Below are 17245 nucleotides of genomic sequence, written 5' to 3'. Positions count from 1 at the left end.
GTCGTTTTTCTCAATAAAAAAAGCAGGCTAATATTTAGCCCGCTCTCCATCATGAAGGTAAAACTGTGTCTAGTTTCATTTTTTACTCCAACTATCTTTTAACGGTACGATACGGTTAAATAGTAGTCGGTGATCAGAACTATACTTCTTGTCTACGCAAAAATAGCCATGACGAAAGAATTGGAATTTTTGTTCAAGTTGAGCATGCTCAACGTAAGGTTCCATTAAGACATCCTTTATAGTAAACAAAGAATTAGGGTTAATCACAGTCGTCCAATTCTCGATGTCCTTCGGAATTTCTTGATCAAGCAGCAGCTTCTCAAAGAGTTGAACATCAGCCTTAACGGCATGTTCTTCTGAGACCCAATGAATCGTACCTTTTACTTTACGTCCGGTAAACCCCGTGCCACTTCTCGTGAGCGGGTCATAGGTACAACGAAGCTCTATAATTTCACCATTAACTGGATTCTTGATTACTTCCTCGCATTTAATGAAATATGCCCCCTTCAGCCTCACCTCAGCATTCAGACTTAAGCGGTGAAAGCCTTTAGTCGGCTCCTCCATAAAATCATCACGCTCAATATAAATCGTTTTAGAAAATGGAACCTCTCTTTTCCCTAATATCTCGTTTTCGCTATTATTTCCAATCGTTAACAGCTCCACGGCATCCTCAGAATAGTTTGTAATGACGACCTTTAAAGGGTGTAAAACAGCCATGACACTAACCGTTTTCCCCTTTAGATCCTGCCTGAGACAATGATCCAATAGAGAGATATCTACGGTGCTTTGGGTTCGAATGCTGCCAATCTCCTCGATAAAGCTGCATATACTCTCTGGAGTGAAGCCTCTTCTTCTTAGCCCTCGAAGGGTCGGTAGTCTAGGGTCATCCCAACCATCTACGTATCCCCCTCTTACAAGTGATCTTAGAAACCGTTTACTCGTCACAACACCCGTTAAGTTCAGCCTGCCAAATTCCCTTTGTCGCGGAGGTTCTAAGAAACCAAGCTCATTTAATACCCATTCATACAACGGTCTATGGTCTTTGAATTCAATTGAGCATAAGGAATACGTGATACCTTCAATTGCATCTTGGATAGGATGAGCAAAATCATACATCGGATAGATGCACCAATCATTTCCCGTCCTATAGTGCTCAGCGTGAATGATACGATAAATAACGGGGTCACGCATATTTAAATTAGGCGAGCCCATATCTATTTTTGCACGAACAACCTTTGACGAAGTCGGGAAGTCACCATTTTTCATTTTCGCAAAAAGGATCAGGTTTTCCTCTACTGACCGATTTCTATAAGGACTATCCATCCCCTTCTCCGTCAGAGTTCCTCGATACTCCTTCACTTCTTCCGGCGTCAATTCACATACGTAGGCCTTCCCATGCTTAATCAATGTGACTGCCGCATTGTAAATATCGTCCGAGTAGTCCGAGCCGTAGTAGATATGATCTCCTGGATCGTATCCAAGCCATTTGATATCCTCAATAATCGCATTCACATATTCGATATCTTCCTTAAGGGGATTCGTATCGTCAAAACGCAAATGAAACGCTCCTTTAAACCTTTGAACCATAGAATAGTTGGTGTGAATGGCGTAGGCGCTTCCGATATGAAGGTAACCATTGGGCTCAGGAGGGAATCGGGTGCACATCTCTCTGCTAAATGGGCTTCTTTCAAGCTCCTCACTTATTAGCTTATATAGAAAATTTTCGTTTCGATACTCTTCAAGATTACTCATGGTCGGCTCCTCCTAATGAATGTGATTAATGTTATTCCGAAACAAAAAAAACTTCACCCCCAAGACATCATGTCTTGGGGGCGAAGTTTTCGCGGTGCCACCCCAGATTCATTAATATGTCGCCATATTAATCTCTTCAAGTACGGCATTCAATCCGATGCTTATACTCTAGCTCTATAACGGGAGCTCCCGTCATGCCATCCCCGCTGTGGGTTCCGACATACTGCTCAAAGACTTGTTTCGAGGAATAGCTCTTTGCTCCTTTTCAGCTTCCGGAGCTCTCTGTGCAAGAACCTTTTCCACTACTCTTCTCATCATCGCGTTTTAATTTGTTTATATAATAACAAATCATTTCCTTTTTTGTAAACAGATATTCTTGATTGCAACTTTACCAATTATATGGTATTACCAACTGAAGACTAAACCATTTTCTAATCTCCTTTTTATATAAATTTTTATTTTTCATTCCGTAATTCAAGAATGGAGTGCCCCGCTCTCATTTATCCACGAATTGAGGTAATCAATGAACTTTTTCGTAGCTGGAGCAAGGTTTTTAAAAGATGTAGCAGCGATTCCAATCGTACGATAATTCTCTTTTTCGAGGTTAAGAATACGGACGTTATTCGGCACTCGATATAAAGCCATTTCCGGAAGTATAGCGATCCCCATACCATGTTGAACCATTGAAAATATAGCTTGATCATCTGCGAGTTCAAATTTTATATGAGGTGTTATGTTGTTTTCTTGTAAAAGCCGCCTTAAATCATTATCACTTCCTTTCTTTGACATGATTAATGGCTCCTCTTTGAGCATTTCAAAACTAATCTCATTATGTTGAACAAGAGGGTGTTCTTCATAAAGGAGGCAAAGCATTTTATCTTCTTTCAGAGGGATCACTTCAAAGCTAGACATAGTTGGTAAAGACACAAAACCAAAATCAACAATACCGTTTGAAATCCAATACTCAATATCATCATAGTTACCTTCTAGCAATTTAATTTCAATAGAAGGGTAATATTCATTAAAGTTTTTCAGAATTTCAGGCAACCATTGAGCAGATACACTTGAAAATGTTCCAATACGTACTTTACCAACTGTCAGGCCATTGATATTAGCTATTTCTTGAAGCATTTCTTCATTCCATTTTAAAATTTCTCGAATGTATTTCAAGACATGCTCTCCGTTGCTTGTCAAATTAATACCTGATCGTCCTCTATTGAGTAGTGAAAATCCCCATTCCGATTCAAGACTGGCAATGGCATGACTGACTGCGGACTGAGTTAATCCAAGCCTTTCTCCAGCCTTAGTAAGGCTCCCTAATTCTACAACCGTTCTGAAAATTTCAAACTTAGCAAGAGACAATCTTCTCACTCCTTTAAATGAATTATTTTCATGTATGTACTTAAAAACATTCATTTTTGTTATTTAAATTTTACTTTTATACTAATTAATATTCAATACATAAGAACAGGTCAGGTGGAACAAAATGAACGGCTCAAAAATGTTCGATTTCACAAAGGGTATTGGTACAAATACACGACTAAAAGCAGATCTTCTTATGCTGCTAGTCACTATTTTTTGGGGCGCATCCTATTTATTTATGAAGATGGGACTTGAATCTATTCAAGCTTTTAACTTGATTGCATTGCGGTTTGGAATAGCCTCTATTTTAGCTGGTATTCTGTTTTACAAACGCTTCAAGCGGATGGATTTGCAAACGATCAAATATGGATTTTTATTAGGAACCATCTTATTCTCGGCAATGTCAGTTGTCACTATAGGTGTAAAATCTACGACTGCTTCAAATGCTGGATTTTTATTTAGTCTTACCATTGTATTTATACCTTTGTTCTTAGCTGTCTTCTTTCGAAAAAGGCCTGAAAAGAAAATCATTTTCGGTATAGGCTTCTCATTAACAGGTATCGCTCTATTAACTTTAACGAATGGGTTAAAAATAAGTTCTGGAGATTTCCTCATTATTATAGGTACATTGTTATATGCCACTTACATCATTCATACAGATAAGTTAACAAAAAACTCAGATTCTATTATGCTTGGCATTATACAACTTGGCGTTACCGGGGCATGGGGGCTGCTATTTTCATTCAGTTTTGAAAATCCACATCTTCCTAATACTACGGGATCTTGGGTTTCTATTTTGGCATTGGCTATACTTTGCAGTGCATTTGGGTTTATAGGTCAAACCGTAGCCCAAAAATACTCCACTCCAACGCATACAGGTCTCATATTTTCATTAGAGCCCGTTTTTTCAGCAATATTTGCTTTTATCTTTGCAGGTGAAATACTAACCACTCGAAGTTATCTAGGTGCGACAATTATCTTAATAGGTATCTTAGTTGCCAAGATAGATTTTACCAAAAACCCAAAAAAGATAACGATATTGCAAAGCAGTTGACGGATCTGAAACCTACATTATGTCACCACCCAAAGCTTTATCAACTTCATTTTACATTGTATTCAAGGTATCCGTTAATTGAATGAACGTTTCTGATTTTCGAAACCCACTGTTATTTCTCCTTCATGATAAAATTCAACAACAAATCTGGAAGGAGAAAATATAAATGTATCGGAACTTACTACCAATACATCATCAATTGCCTTTATCGCTTTATGAAGCTGCGTTTGTAATACAGGAAAATTTCCATAGCTCCAAAGAATAAATACTTCATCCTCAATTAGCAGCTGTTTTTTTGACAGTAACGTCATAAATTCACTTAAATTCTCTATTACTATCCTAGATTCAACTTCTCCCCAATCTATCCTGGAGTATGGGGAGAATGGATACGATTTTTGGAGATCATCATATATTTCCTCGCTTTTTCCTTCTGACAAAATGATGCTTCCCTCACCTAGCGCATCCAAACATTCGTTGAAAAATTCTCCATATTCATTTTTTTGCTTCATCTTTTGTTTGTGAAGCAATTGTTCGAGACGCCACTTTCTATCCATAACTTCCACCTCTTATTAGACCATTAGTGTTGTTGCACATAATGATATACATTTATTGTAAGTCAGTGAAATGGATAAGCTAACATGCCCGTAGCTTAATAATGAAAGGAAGCAGCTATCGCAGCAAACTTCTCCTTGTTTATTAAGCTATCGTTACCCGTTAGCAGAACAATATTTTTCCTTCAAAACACCCAAAAATTTAGTATCAATTCCAGTTATGTTAGATATAATTGTTATCTCAAGCCCCTCTTTAATTGCTGTTCGAGCAATTCTTAAAAAATGTTTTATCTCTAAAATTCTTTTTTCAAATAGAACATTATCGAAATCTAAATATTCGTCGTTAACCTCTCCATCTAAATTAAATTCAATGTCGTAAGTACCGATGTGAATTTCCAAATAAAATATATTAACGGAACAAAAAACAACTGCCTCACCAGCATTAAATCTATATTTCAAGTAAATTTCTCGTTCTTCTACACTTATAAATTCTGGATATAATTTTCCATGAAAAGTCTTGAGATAGTCCTCCCTATTCTCTTTAATCCATTTACTAAAACATCTCCAAAAACCATCAACTGTTCGTTTAATTGCATTATGTTTGGCTTCCCAATCAAGCAAATTTTTTTTGTTCACAGATTTTACTCCTCGCTGTGTTTTTCCTTGATTTCCATTATAGGTTCTTTCCTTATATTATATTACCCGGTAGCTTAATGAAGAAAGGAACAGCTGCCGTAGCAAACTGCTCATTATTTGTTGAACCATCGTTCCCAGTTTTGTCAATCCTATTAGACTCCATAGAACTCTTTTATCTTCATCCAAGACTCATACCAAAATGTTTTCGATTTATTTGGTTTCGTAATCTCTACCTGTTCATCCTTTTTTATTATAAAAACTGCATTTTCTTTTGTTTCCAATCTGTCTCCAAAACCAAATACGATATCTTGGCTGTCTTTTCTATAACGTTCTTCTCTTGTATCTGACCACTCCGCTTTAGCAATCGAGGACCTTTCTTTCATTTTTTTGTCCACTCCCACCCATTATGATTTGTCTTTAACTTTTCGTTATCGAGAGAAAAAATAACATTCCTATCTTCTAAGGAAGACAGTCATCCCCTAAATAAGAACGCTAGAAATATAGCCCATTAGTTGAGAAAAGGCTCCCGTGCAGCACCCTTGACGTTATTAAACTATCGTTACCCTTTAGCTGAATTCGATAACGGCTAAATGACTGACTTCTTCGCTAGTTTTAACCCAACAGTCAGGACCGCTGATCAACTGTCCCACTATATGGAAAAATCAGCCATATAAATGCGTACCCTCCTCATTTTCACAGTATTCAGAGACTTCACCTTCTTTGGTTGGGTCTATTCCTAGACTTCGAAAAGTGTCTAAAACTCGCTTAGGTAGTAGTTCAACTGAAATCACGAAATTTTTGCAGAAGATACAATCACATCCATCTGTAATTTGATGATATGCTTGGTAAAAATCTTTGGTTCTTTCAACATCTACTTCAAAAATCCAATCCCCAATATTCATCTGTTCCATGGAAATATCCCCTTTAAAGAGTTTTTATCACAATCATATACCACGGGTTCTGCTACTACACTATCCTGCCCGTTAACTTAATACTTGTCTAAGAATTGTGATGTTCATTGTGAAGAAAATCTATATACTCATCTTTTGTTAAACCGAACAAGATGGAATCATGATATCTTCCGTTTATGTAAAAAACTTGACGTCGGACTCCTTCTTGAACACATCCTACTTTTCTAAGCATAATAGCCGATGGTTCATTTCCTTCAAGAACATAATCATTGAATTTATTAAGTCTACGCTCGAAGAAAGCATATTTTAAGAGCATGTGTACTGCCCTGGTACCATATCCCTTACCTCGGTAGGGATTATCAATGACGATCCCTATACTGAATGTACCATTCCTCTCGTCAATGCTGTTTAAATTAATACCGCCTACACTTTCACCATTCAAGTCCTCAATGGTAAACATAATTCTACTGTTTGTTGATGAAAACTCCGCATTTGCCTCAACAAACTTTTTGGATTCTGAAATAGTAGGCGGCAATTCTATCGCACATTCTAACAACCGTCGCGCAGGAGTGTCATATGCACTTACGTAACAACTTTCCCAATCTTCTAGTGAAATCCCCCGTAATCTTATAGCCTCATCTTGCCAAAAGTAATTGCTGTAATCTATTTCTCGCACAGTTACACCTCCATTTAGTAAATAATTGTTATAATTATAATCAAAAAATTCTATGTGTGAATAATAATTTTTGATTATAAGTATTCTGCCCGGAAGCTTAACGAGTCTACCGTTTCATGCTGACTGGTTATAGTTAAGCAATAATTAATCATTAGTTCGATTGCGAACAAACTTGAACTCAAACATTTTCCATTCTTATAAAGGGAGCATCAACTCTATTAAAGGACTATAACACTCATATCCTTTTCTCAGGGCTAGAGAAGTTAACAGCAACATTTTCTGTTGAATACACAGATTCAAAGGGCGATAATTATCTTTCCGAGATTGAAGGGGTGATAGTAAAGTCTGGAGTTAATTGGAAGGTTACTACTCTCAAACAAAGCAAAAGAGACATGCTCCCACCTCATTGAAAACGCCCATCCGATAACCGGATGAGCGTTTTTACATACTACTTCTCCTGCTCCTTTATCACCTGCTCAATCCCCAACAGAATCAGCTTCAGGCCGAACTCAAACGCTCCGTCGGTCCCCATCATCTCAAACAGCCCGCTCTTGTACATTCTCCGGAACAGTCCCGCTTCCGTCTCGCTCATGGAGTCAAGAAGGTGGATCATCTCCACGCCTGGAAGCGCTCCCTGATCCTTATGGATAACGGAGATAGTGCGCTGATGCTGATAATCGTCCAGAACGAAGTAGAAAACATAGTTCACAAGCGTAAGAACCGCTTGCAATTTCTGCTCTTGCTCAAGTGGCGTTGATTCCATGCAGAGCAGCATACGGTTGGTGAAACGGATCATGTCCGGCTCGTGGGGCAGCGTCAGCATCATAAGCTGCGTGGAGCAGGGGTACCGGCGGAGCACACTCCGTACCGTTACCGCAAGCCCCGCCATCTGCTCCTTCCACTCCCCCTCGGAGTGGAACTCTTCAAGGATAATTTTCGATATCTGGTCGGCTAGACGCTGGTAGAGATTCTGCTTGCTCTTGAAGTACCAGTACAGAGAGGGAGCCTGAATCCCTAGCCGATCAGCCAAACGTCTCATGCTGAATTTCTCGATCCCCTCCTCCCCAAGAAGTTTCCATGAGGTTTCCAAAATCTTATCCTCCGAAATCTGAGGCTGTAGTTTTTTCATCGGTATCCGCCCTTTTATCTAACAGTGTAAGTTTATGCTTTACAGGTTCATAAGTTCATGATATCATCTAACACTGTAAGGCACAACCTAACACCGTTAGACTGGGAGTTGAATATATATTTCCGAATTCCAGGTAATTTCAAGAACAAAATAAATGAAGAAAGTAGTGACCCACATGGATGCAGAAAACCTCCATTATTTTGAAAGAGCACCAATCGCAAAAGCCGTAGCTCACTTCGCTGTACCTATGATGCTAGGCACGTCAATGAGTGTCATATATTCCATCTTGAATGCCTATTTCCTTGGTACACTGGGCAATACTTCCATGTTAACCGCACTCGCATTAACCTTGCCGTTATTCGCGGTGATTATGGCGCTAGGCAACTTGATTGGCATGGGTAGCGGTACATTCATCTCTCGTTTGCTAGGAGAAAAAAAATATGATGATCTAAAGCATGTATCTTCATTCGCTTTTTACAGCAGTTTAGTTCTCGGTCTTATCGTGATGGCCGTTGGCCTCCCGTTGATCGATCCAATCGTTCATGGCCTGGGGGCAACCCCTGAATCCTTCGGATTTACGAAGGACTATGTCACGATTATGCTTATTGGTTCACCATTCGTCATATTATTTTTCACGCTGGAGAATATCGTGCGCTCGGAGGGTGCAGCAATCACGTCGATGATCGGTATGATCCTCAGTGTTGTTGTAAATATTATTCTCGATGCTCTAGTCATCTACATCTTCCATTGGGACGTGATCGGCGTTGCGTCTGCTACGGTCATCTCTAACTTGGTAGCGAGTGCATTTTATGTCTTTCATATGGGATATAAGAGTCAGTTCTTAACCGTCTCCATAAAATGGTTCAAGGCTACCAAGGACATTCTGAGCAATGTATTCAAAATCGGAGTTCCTGTCTTTGTTATGAGTATCTTCTTGGGTGCAATGTCACTCATCTTTAACCATTTTCTTGTCGAATATGGGGATCAGGCCATAGCGGGGTACGGAATTTCATCACGTTTATTGCAATTTCCTGAGTTTATTCTGATGGGCTTATGCGAGGGAGTCGTACCGTTGATTGCCTTTTCTTTTACAGCGAATAAATTACGCATGAAGCAAACCATTGGATTCACGATCAAAGCGATTGTGGCATTAGCAGTCGTGTTCGGTGTTATCGTGTATCTGATTTCCGACCACTTAATTGGTTTATTTACGAATGACCCGCAATTAATTGAAATGGGCAGCTACATTCTTCATGTGACGTTCTTGTCCATGTTCATTACAGGAATGACCTCGTTGTTTATGGGGATCTTCCAAGCAACAGCGCAAGGAACCGCCGCGTTTATTATGTCAATCATTCAAGGAATTACTCTGATTCCTGTGTTGTATATCGCCAATCGAATGAACGGCTTCCATGGGGTGGTCTGGTCGCTAGTCATTTCGGATGCCGTCGCGTTCCTTGTTGGTGCCATCATGCTATATGTTCTGCAGACCAATTTGCAGCCTGATTTGGATAGTTTAGTACAGTAGAAAACATATAACACGCAAAAAGGCAGGATAATGGCACTCCCGATCCTGCCTTTTTAAAATACAAGGATAGGGAATAGGCTATGGCTATTGTCCCGTTTGCTCAATGTAAATTTTGCTAAGATGAGAACTATATCGTGCTTCCTCAAATGTCATTGTAGGGATCTTATCAAGCCAATCAACTTTCGTACCAAACCCTTCGCATCCCAGAAGCATATCTTCCCTTGTACTCATATCAATACCGACATGAGTCCAGGTAATATAACCATCTGCTTTAACTACATTTGCAACAATTACTGTACACCACAAATCGCAATCGTCTGGGCACATTAGTACTGGCAAAACAACCTCTTTGCTTGCTGAATTGAACCTTCCCTTAATACATTCTTTCTCTTTTGACTCGTTGACCCAATCAATAATAGTTGGGCTTATGCCCAGAAGGTTATATGAAGGATAATAATTGTGAAGCAATAAATCCAGAGGTTTTATAAGCCTCACTTTAATCAAATACCGTACAATATTAAATCACTATTTATTCTGCTATCCTCTTTGTTCAACGAGGCTCCGATTTATGCCGGCAGCCTCGTTCTGTTGATTATTGAGCTAACGTTACCTGATAATGGTTAACTACTTTTAAAGTTAACAGTTGTGCCTCCACCAATGGTATCTTATTGATCCAGTCGCAAAACAGTTGTTAGCTCGTTTTCTATGATCTCGCCGTTGTCACGGAAGCCGAAGCTTTCATAAAGCTTTTTGGCAGCCACGTTTTCATTCTTATAAGAAATCCAGCAGTATTGTGCAGGCCCTGCCGGTAAAGTACGGATAAATTCTAATATTTTTTTCATAGCTTCCCTACCATAGCCCCTGTTCTGGTGTTGCTTGTCAATCATCAGACGCAAGATGCAATAGCTGTCGTCTGCGATTGTTGGTAGTTCGTATCCGGTGATTTTATAAGTAATCATAACAAATCCGACCGGCTGTTCATCCTCGTAAATGGCAAATGGAAATGGATGTCCCCCATTGGTTGCAAGGACATAACACGAAGCTACGCTTGACAGATTGGACGCCACGAAGCGTCGTTGATCTTCTGAAACTTCCAGGTTAAATATAGCACGTCGGTTTTCCAACGTGATTTTTCTGAGTGTAATCATGTAGAGCTTCTCCCTTCAATCTCTATGGTAATTTACTTATTAATTCCCCTTCGTTTTTGCGCCGCGGTCGCTTAATTAACATACAATATATGCAAAAAAAGTAATAGACTTATGTTGGATTTTTTTATATACTATTATTTATCCATGGCTTTTTTAGGCTTAATCCTTGGTTAGTATTATTCGTTTACCGGCACATAAATGTGTCGGTTTTTTTGTTAACGTAAACTCCCCGTTTGCATAAGGAAATACGAGTGTCAAAAGCTGAGTCACATACTTTTCCACCCTTAAATCATTCAAACATGTAGTAGTTAGAACCAATACGCAACGCATCTCAAATTACTTAGTTCGGATATTGCTTTAAATAAAGGAAAGAAGCAGTTGCCTTAGCAAACTGCTCCTTATTTAATCAACTATCGTTACTCATTAGTGTGAATTGCTCTAATAAGTCATTGAACTCATCACGAACATTACAAGTTGTATCATCATCGAAAGCTCCAGATCCCCATGCCCTCATGATGTAACACTCCTTAAAATCAATTAGCTAATTATTAGCTTAGTAACCATCGGATCAAAGGCTTATCTTCCCATACTTGTACTTCTATGTATCTCTCTGGTCCATAATTCCCTCGGGGTTTCCACTCCTGAGGTAATCCGAATTCTTTTATAACTTCTGTAATCTCATTTAATGTATAAATTTTGACCTCGATATTTCTTTCCATCCTGGTATCTCATCGTTGGAAACAAATCTCCATAAGTAAAGCTGATGGATTTAGAATCGAATTCATTAATTGGTAAGTAAAGTTCCTCTTCCTTTATCAAACCACTCTAAGAGCCACGGACATTCTCCAAAAGTCGTCTTATTCAATCATACCACTAGATTGAACTATCTGAATAACCAACTAAATGATCTAATTCAATAATATGTTCAATTTTCATTTCTAATTTATCTTTTAAATTATAATACTTATTCAATAATTCTACTTCTTCTTCTAATTTATCTGAAATAATTCCAATGATTGAATCATCCTTGTCTTTGTTGCTCCAAACAAATAAATCTTTATAGATTTCAACTATAGATTCATTGTTAGTTAAAGCAAACCTAATTGGTTGATTAGTATATGTCAACTTGCATTCTAACAATTCAGATAATACATCCAAACGGTATGTGAGATCCTTTATTGAAATAACTTCATTTTGAAGTGTTTTTATCTCTTGAATTAATTCCCTAAAGGTTAAATCCACGTGCTGCATTGCAATGTATGACCAAATGCATGTACCAGTACCTCTTCCATGAGCTTCCCAATTCTCATTCCATAAAATATTCTTTATTATGTATTTATGTTCTATTCCATACAAAGCAATACCTAAGATTATTCCTGAAATACAATCAGTTGAAGCATTTTTATCTCCCCATTCAAATAACCTTGAAACCATACTGCTGCTTGAAATTTTATAACTTAGTGCTGGTACGAACTCCTCAAATAGACTCTTTCCAAATGAGCATTCTATTATGGATCTTATCTGATTTTCATAATCATTACATGGTAAATGTAATAATCCTAAAATTGCGTCTTTAGCTATGTGCCAGTTATCTGACGTAATTAGTGAAACAAGGTATTCTGTACACTTTGTATATCCAAGATATCCTAAAACATGTAAGACTTCGCATGGCATTCCTTCCCTTAGCTCGTTTTGATAAAAACAGTTATCATAAATTTCTTGTGCTAATTGTAAATCACCATGCTTCATTATAGGTTGTAAAAGCAAAATTCTATTGTAATCTAAGGGATCCTCAATAAATATCTTGAAGAGGCCGATGGCATCTTCGAGTTCACCGTACTTGCCTATCACATTTGTATACGAAGAAACAATACTCGAATCAATTCTGGGAGATGATTTAATTAATTCTATTAGTCTTTTAGTTGTTGGTATCAATACTGTCTTCTCTCCTTTTAAAGGTATTCATTTTCTGTTCACGATCTAATTTTCGTATAGCTTACAAAATATGCTGCTAACTGCAATCACATTGTTCTTCTATTAATTTATAGATCACAATTTGTTCATTATCAAAAGCAATAAACTCCTTAGATCTATGATGATAGTTATCTGGACTTATTTTCTCGTCTTCGAATAGTAAAATTCCACTATTATAATCATATATTTTAATTCCTGTTTCCTTTAGACAAGTAAACAAATATGTATCAATAAAAATATTGCCTGATGAAATTGGAAACTCCTTAACTAGATTCCCTGTTACTACATTCATCACTCTGAAGAGCCATCCACCTGATTGATCTTCTTCAAGAAAATCAGCGTTTACTCTACCTACTAATCCGATCTCATTATTACTAATCCAGTACAACGGATCGTTCCAATCCTCTTTTCCGTACCAAAGATCTTTTTTGGTCATTCCGTCTTCTGATTCCCATCGATTTTCTATCCATTCAATAATGCTCCAAGCCGTTACACATCCCATGGGGTGCCAAAGCCATCCGTTATCAACAATCCATTTATTATCAAAAGCAAATAGCTCTTTGAACACATTCTTATTTGTATCCAATTCGATAATTTTTCTGGTAGCTGTAAGAATCAGAAATTTGTTACATTCATTATTGATTGGTAGTACGTCAATAATAAGTTCTTCGTTTCCCTGTATTGTTTTCATTTCAAACTGAAATTTTTTGGTTGTCATTAAGATCCCTCTACTATTATTAATATGATTTCAATTAATGTCATATCATCAATACCTGACCATCTTGTTTACTTAATCATTTTCAGTGTTCCAGTCCTTTATCTCTATCCATGGAGACTGCAAACTTTCCCTTTCAAATGCAGAACCGACTTTGCTTTTCAAAGGCACTAATAATGTTGGGTCTTTTTCGAACAAATAGTAAACATTTACTATCGCTATATTTCTTGAATCGTTGTTGTATTCTTCATCTTCATCACCTGCAAATATTCTCCATCCACTGTCCTCTTCTCGATCTCCGATCTCTCGATACATCCAGCGAATTATTTTTCCTTCCTCTAAGCATTTCTTTGAGACTAATGCCATTTTCTCTCCAATATCCAACCATAAAGGATTATCTTCCTTAATTATCGTTCTTGCGATATGTCTAGGCTCAAATTCAATTGTAGTTCCCACATCCAACGTGTTTATATATAAAGGTTGATTAGTAAGTACCCCTGTGTATTTCTTACTGAGTAACCTTTTACCTGTTATCTCAACCCACATTCTTTCAGCCCTTGGACTGTCTTCTTTTGGATTTGTGAGAATGAAGTGTAACCTTACTAAGTCTCCTTTTTTTTGCCCTTTTCGTTCTGCTAGAGAAGGTATGAAAAATGAATCTGGAGCTAATTGATTAGCTTTCTCAACATCCTCTAATATCCATTCCATCGTGTATTCTCCTTAATTGTTTGTTATTTTGTTAAAAATCACTTCAAATTTACTTTGCTATAGTCCTGTCCATTAGCTTAGTGCCAGCATGAATCCAAAAACTGCTAATTCCCCAATATTGTAGTCTCCTCAATCTTTAAACTTTGTTGGAACACAATTACTCTCTCTGGACTTTAATCAAAAAATTCCACTAGTTTATTCACATCATATGTTAAAAATACTATTCCTTTATGATCGAAAACTAGCATAACCGGATATTTTTCAATACTTAGTTCCTTCTGATAATCAACGACGTAGTCCTCTGGGTAAGATACGAAGTTTATCGGGCTCTTGGAAAGAAGCCCCATCAGCACATTTTCCGTATCTGCTGACAACGTGTCGCCTTCTTTAGAAAATACAGTTGTTAGATATCTGTCCTTACTCCTGGATAATAATCGATCATATTTCTCCTTGTAGGTCATTTCAAGCAAAAGAATCTCCTTGGCTTCGTAATTGCTGCCCTTATCATTATTCGGTGGATTGACTAATACTTTTTGTCCGATTTTAATTTGATTTACGTCGGTTATGGTGCCATCCTCGTTCTTAATGACCAAATCATTTGTATTTTCAACTGAAATAGACACTCCGTAGTCTTCAATACCACCTCTAAGATCTCTTTTGTGCCATTCAGAAATATCCACTTCAAGTAAGTTGTTACCGGGTTCCACATGTCGTACTATTCCAATCATTTTATCATCTTCGTAATGTCCATAAGGTTTATAACCGCAAGCAGATAGTGCGAATAAGATGATGAATAAAAGCAAGAGCCTTGATAACTTATTAGCCATTTGTCTATCCCCCTTTTCGGAGTTCCTTTATATTCAAAGCTTAATAAAGAGAAAAGGCTACCGTAGTAACTGCTCAACAATATATGCTTCTCAACTATCGTTACCCTTTTGCGGAATGAACCTCCCATTAGAATAGGAGAATATCAAAGTCTTACTGAATTTAGAAATACCTTTGCTCGATCCACTGAACGATGAATGTAATCAATGATTTCATTGTTGTCATTATTAAACCATTCCAATGGTTCGTTCGTAAGTTCTTCATCCATTGAAAAATCCACTTGCAGGCAATCAAGTAAGATAGGTAAATAGCTGGTATTATATCCTTCAATATTTATATTTGGGATCACATGAGCCTGTAGCATCAGTGAATACTTCTTAATAATTCGTCCATTTAACCTCTCAAAATCACGATAAGCAACTTGTAATTTCCCATCTCTCTGATCGATTGGAACATATTCTAGTTTTTCGAAATAAATATCCAGCCAAAGATCATCTGAAATTAAATGGCATAGATAGCCCAGGTAAAAGGGTTCTTGAATTACAGGCTTATACATGTCGTAAAATCGGTTATAGTTAATAAAACCTCTCCCATTAGCATCTTTATCTTTAAAGTGTGTAACTCCTTTTGCTACACCCATAAGCCCATGAATATCGGGAGCTATCCCGCCGAGCATAAATTCATTTTTATTCTCGATACCAAGTGATTCTGACAAAAGTGATGAAATACAATAATGCATGACCCTTGAGCCCATTAGAGCACCTACTTCCAACAAAATAGTCAAGTCAGACACCAGAATCATTTGTCCATATTTTACCATAATTGTCCTAATAATAAATCTTTTTAAGTCACAAAACGTCTCCAAGGATATATAAAATAACACCATTTTAAGTCCATGCGAAAGTAAGTTTAAATATTGCACCCCTTATACGGTAGTCGGGAAGTGCAATGAGAATGCGGAAATTTATAATAATAGTCTATCTAGACCAATTGCACTAATTAATAGACGCTCTTTCCTGCTGCCTAACATAGTTTGAGTCCAATCTACAAAGCCACCATCACCAATGTAATACTCCGTTCCCCCTATAACTGTCTTTAAAGTGAATTGCAATCCTTTGTAATACTGGTTTTCCTTATTAGGCTCACCTGTACTCACCGACACATTCATTGACAGTTCATGCCCGTGATTTACGATTCTTGAGACAAGACCAGCAGTATCTTTGTAACCACTACGTTCGCTTAAGATAATTTCGATTTCTGAGTTAAAAAGAGTCTTGAAAATACTTTGGTAAACTTTTATATGTTCCCATAATGATTGTTTTTCAAAGCTGTATGATCCTTCATCTAAGCCAGCTGTCACCATACAAAATAAATGGAAATGTGGCAGCATCCCTGGAGAGTCACCAAAGAATTGCGCTCGAACATGCCTATGGGTTGTACAGAACCGAATATAATGATCTCTCTTATTCTCAGAATAATTTGTTTTAATGAATTCACTGATATGTAATGCTAAGAGATTAGTTGCATCTGATACAACTTCCGTTCCTCTAAGTGCTGAGATGGCTTTATTTTGATCAACCGTTCCTAGTACGGAAGCACAACCTAACGGTGCTACGGGAGATAATTGAATTGGCGAAATAGAATATTTTGAAGCAATATCCAAAACGTCCATCTCCAACTTCTTAAGCAGGATTACATCGACCTCAGCTGGATGTACAAAACGGTTTTCCCGATATCTTTTAAGTAGATCATTCGGAGAAGATGTTTTTGTTTTCTCGCTGAATACTTTTAAGAGAAGAGAATTCAAGTCGCTTGAGGATATCCTATCGACTAAAAGATTAATTAAATCAGCTTTTTCAAGTTTTCGCAGTATTCTTTCAAGATCGGCTGTGAGCGTAGGTTCCATAAATTTCTCCTTCCGTTACTAAATACATTTAAAAACCTCGAAATTTGAGGCGAATTATTCGCTTTGCCATCCAAATTGCCATTTACAACTAACGACGATCTACACAAGAAATAATGGATCTAAACCTATTCTTACCGGTTATTAATGGATAATAATATACTATGCCGTTTCTAGAATGTGGAAGCGTAGCAAGCTCAGAAGAGAAAAGTGGAAACCGCACGACTTGTAATCCGTACTAAAAACTAAAGCCAAAGGAGGAATGAAGAAATGATCAAGCGTTTTCTCCAAAAAATATTAGGCTCCGTCCAACATAATAAACATGGACGTCATCGCAACAGCTCCAGTAGTCGGAAACAAGTTTATGGTCGCC

18 protein-coding genes and 1 other annotated feature are annotated in these 17245 nt (G+C 37.6%); of the genes, 2 read left to right on the top strand and 16 right to left on the bottom strand.

Going from position 1 to position 17245, the window contains the following annotated elements; translation table 11 throughout:
• Nucleotides 1-75 precede the first annotated feature (75 nt).
• Nucleotides 76-1752 (bottom strand): glutamine--tRNA ligase/YqeY domain fusion protein, encoded by a 1677-nt coding sequence (locus AC0YOD_RS09510; protein ID WP_475799025.1) that lies wholly within the window; start codon nucleotides 1750-1752, stop codon nucleotides 76-78.
• Nucleotides 1753-1825: 73 nt separating this feature from the next.
• Nucleotides 1826-2079 (bottom strand) — a binding site (T-box leader).
• Nucleotides 2080-2226: 147 nt separating this feature from the next.
• A complete protein-coding gene (locus AC0YOD_RS09505; RefSeq protein WP_475799024.1) occupies nucleotides 2227-3114 on the bottom strand; it encodes a LysR family transcriptional regulator in 888 nt (295 codons plus the stop codon).
• Between the two features lie 124 nt (nucleotides 3115-3238).
• Here AC0YOD_RS09505 and AC0YOD_RS09500 point away from each other — a divergent pair, with 124 nt between their 5' ends.
• Nucleotides 3239-4168 carry a DMT family transporter gene (locus AC0YOD_RS09500; protein ID WP_475799023.1) on the top strand — a complete coding sequence of 310 codons (930 nt, stop codon included), beginning with the start codon at nucleotides 3239-3241 and terminating at the stop codon, nucleotides 4166-4168.
• Between the two features lie 74 nt (nucleotides 4169-4242).
• On the opposite strand, the gene AC0YOD_RS09495 is transcribed toward AC0YOD_RS09500, so the two are convergent.
• From AC0YOD_RS09495 to AC0YOD_RS09470, 6 genes are all read right to left on the bottom strand, one after another.
• Nucleotides 4243-4722, bottom strand: coding sequence for a CDI toxin immunity protein (locus AC0YOD_RS09495; RefSeq protein WP_475799022.1), 480 nt, complete (start codon nucleotides 4720-4722; stop codon nucleotides 4243-4245).
• 153 nt (nucleotides 4723-4875) lie between these two features.
• Entirely contained in the window at nucleotides 4876-5355 is a 480-nt protein-coding gene (locus AC0YOD_RS09490) for a hypothetical protein (RefSeq protein ID WP_475799021.1), read from the bottom strand.
• Nucleotides 5356-5507: 152 nt separating this feature from the next.
• Nucleotides 5508-5738 (bottom strand): hypothetical protein, encoded by a 231-nt coding sequence (locus AC0YOD_RS09485; RefSeq protein WP_475799020.1) that lies wholly within the window; start codon nucleotides 5736-5738, stop codon nucleotides 5508-5510.
• 279 nt (nucleotides 5739-6017) lie between these two features.
• Complete coding sequence (locus AC0YOD_RS09480) at nucleotides 6018-6266, bottom strand: hypothetical protein (protein WP_475799019.1); 249 nt, start codon at nucleotides 6264-6266, stop codon at nucleotides 6018-6020.
• An 88-nt stretch (nucleotides 6267-6354) separates the two neighbouring features.
• Nucleotides 6355-6942 carry a GNAT family N-acetyltransferase gene (locus AC0YOD_RS09475; RefSeq protein WP_475799018.1) on the bottom strand — a complete coding sequence of 196 codons (588 nt, stop codon included), beginning with the start codon at nucleotides 6940-6942 and terminating at the stop codon, nucleotides 6355-6357.
• A gap of 448 nt (nucleotides 6943-7390) precedes the next feature.
• Complete coding sequence (locus AC0YOD_RS09470; protein WP_475799017.1) at nucleotides 7391-8071, bottom strand: TetR/AcrR family transcriptional regulator; 681 nt, start codon at nucleotides 8069-8071, stop codon at nucleotides 7391-7393.
• Between the two features lie 175 nt (nucleotides 8072-8246).
• Between AC0YOD_RS09470 and AC0YOD_RS09465 the strand changes: the two genes are divergently transcribed.
• Nucleotides 8247-9599 (top strand): MATE family efflux transporter, encoded by a 1353-nt coding sequence (locus AC0YOD_RS09465; protein WP_475799016.1) that lies wholly within the window; start codon nucleotides 8247-8249, stop codon nucleotides 9597-9599.
• Between the two features lie 84 nt (nucleotides 9600-9683).
• Here the strand turns inward: AC0YOD_RS09465 and AC0YOD_RS09460 are convergent, their stop codons facing one another.
• The 8 genes from AC0YOD_RS09460 to AC0YOD_RS09425 form a co-directional block, all read right to left on the bottom strand.
• Complete coding sequence (locus AC0YOD_RS09460; RefSeq protein ID WP_475799337.1) at nucleotides 9684-10094, bottom strand: hypothetical protein; 411 nt, start codon at nucleotides 10092-10094, stop codon at nucleotides 9684-9686.
• A 170-nt stretch (nucleotides 10095-10264) separates the two neighbouring features.
• Nucleotides 10265-10747, bottom strand: a complete 483-nt coding sequence (locus tag AC0YOD_RS09455) for a GNAT family N-acetyltransferase (protein ID WP_475799015.1) — start codon at nucleotides 10745-10747, stop codon at nucleotides 10265-10267.
• Nucleotides 10748-11620: 873 nt separating this feature from the next.
• Nucleotides 11621-12682, bottom strand: a complete 1062-nt coding sequence (locus AC0YOD_RS09450) for a hypothetical protein (RefSeq protein WP_475799014.1) — start codon at nucleotides 12680-12682, stop codon at nucleotides 11621-11623.
• Nucleotides 12683-12758: 76 nt separating this feature from the next.
• Nucleotides 12759-13439 (bottom strand): hypothetical protein, encoded by a 681-nt coding sequence (locus AC0YOD_RS09445; protein WP_475799013.1) that lies wholly within the window; start codon nucleotides 13437-13439, stop codon nucleotides 12759-12761.
• 72 nt (nucleotides 13440-13511) lie between these two features.
• Nucleotides 13512-14144 carry a DUF2185 domain-containing protein gene (locus tag AC0YOD_RS09440; protein ID WP_475799012.1) on the bottom strand — a complete coding sequence of 211 codons (633 nt, stop codon included), beginning with the start codon at nucleotides 14142-14144 and terminating at the stop codon, nucleotides 13512-13514.
• Nucleotides 14145-14317: 173 nt separating this feature from the next.
• A complete protein-coding gene (locus AC0YOD_RS09435; protein WP_475799011.1) occupies nucleotides 14318-14971 on the bottom strand; it encodes a hypothetical protein in 654 nt (217 codons plus the stop codon).
• A gap of 143 nt (nucleotides 14972-15114) precedes the next feature.
• A complete protein-coding gene (locus AC0YOD_RS09430) occupies nucleotides 15115-15789 on the bottom strand; it encodes a hypothetical protein (protein ID WP_475799010.1) in 675 nt (224 codons plus the stop codon).
• A 144-nt stretch (nucleotides 15790-15933) separates the two neighbouring features.
• A complete protein-coding gene (locus AC0YOD_RS09425; RefSeq protein ID WP_475799009.1) occupies nucleotides 15934-16875 on the bottom strand; it encodes a hypothetical protein in 942 nt (313 codons plus the stop codon).
• Nucleotides 16876-17245 lie beyond the last annotated feature (370 nt).

Source organism: Paenibacillus sp. J31P13, from assembly GCF_056269295.1.
Note: the sequence above shows the minus strand (reverse complement) of the source record. Positions and strands in the feature narration are given on the sequence as shown.